This is a genomic window from Streptomyces sp. WELS2, from assembly GCF_013870595.1.
Lineage (GTDB): Bacteria > Actinomycetota > Actinomycetes > Streptomycetales > Streptomycetaceae > Streptomyces.
On record NZ_JACBWZ010001307.1, the window covers coordinates 1 to 1,181 of the forward strand.

Sequence of the window (1,181 nt, forward strand, 5' to 3'; positions counted from 1 at the left end):
TCGCCGTCGCGGTCGCGTTCGGGCTGCGGTCCTCGGGCGACGACGGTGTCTCCACCGCGCAGTCCGCCACCTCGTCGGGGCAGAGTTCCACCGGGGGCTCCTGGACAGGCGGCACTCCGGACTCAGGCCGCGGCCTAGGCACATCGGACGACACCGAGGACGGTACGACCGCCGGCAGCGGGGACGACACGACGGCCGGCGCCGCCGGCGACGACTCGGACGCCAACGGCGACGAGACCGAGTCGCCCTCGCCCACGCCCACGCCCGACCCGGTCGGCGACGCCGAGATCGGCTCCTGCTTCGACGACCAAGGCACGCGGAGCCGGCCGGACCTGGTGTCGACGTCCTGCTCGCCCGGCGCGTTCAAGGTCGTCGACATCCGGCACGGCACCACCGACCTCGACAGCTGCGAGGGCGTCGATGACAGCGACGAGAGCGTCTCCTCCCACCGCCACGACCTGGTGCTGTGCCTGAGCTACCTCAATCCCGGGGGCGACGCCTACCACGCCGGGCAGGGCGACTGCGTCTACGGCCCCAACGGCAGCGGCACCTGGTACACCCAGCCCTGCCAGACCGGCAACTTCAAGGTGCTCGCGGTCTATCAGGGGCGGGACCGGTCCAAGTGCGACGGCTGGCCACACTACAACCTGCTCAAGCCGTTCAGCGGGCCCTCCGGCGCCGGTCTGGACCGCATCCTGTGCCTGTCGATGAACTACCCGGACGCCATGGGCTACGCCCAGGTGCGTCAGTGCCTGCTCAAGAGCGGCAGCGGGTCCGGGGCGACGTTCACCAACACCGGCTCGTGCGACAGCTCCAACGTTGTCGTCTCGGGGCGGACCGGACGGTACGAGGCGGCATCGTTCTGCGGGAACGACGGCTGGACGACCTGGCGGTCCCGGGCGTACCCGGAACTCGCCTACACCGTCTGCTACCGCTGGCGCTGACCCTGCGGCCCCCGCACGGCCACGGGCAGCGCGGGGGCCGCCCGTATACCGACCAACGGACGTGAAGGGAGTCCCCGATGGGGGCGCATTACTGGACGGACGGGGCCACCGAGCCCAGCACGCCGGGCGAGCCCGGCAAGCCCGGTACGCGGGCGCCACGCAACGAACCCGGCACGCAAGGCGCACAGGAAGAGTCCGGTACGCAAGGCGCGGCGGACGAGCCGGGCACCCGGACGG

The 1,181-nt window shown here is 72.1% G+C and carries 1 pseudogene; it reads left to right on the plus strand.

Going from position 1 to position 1,181, the window contains the following annotated elements:
* A pseudogene (locus tag H5J33_RS35955) lies at positions 1–944 on the plus strand (hypothetical protein); the annotation flags it as partial.
* Positions 945–1,181 lie beyond the last annotated feature (237 nt).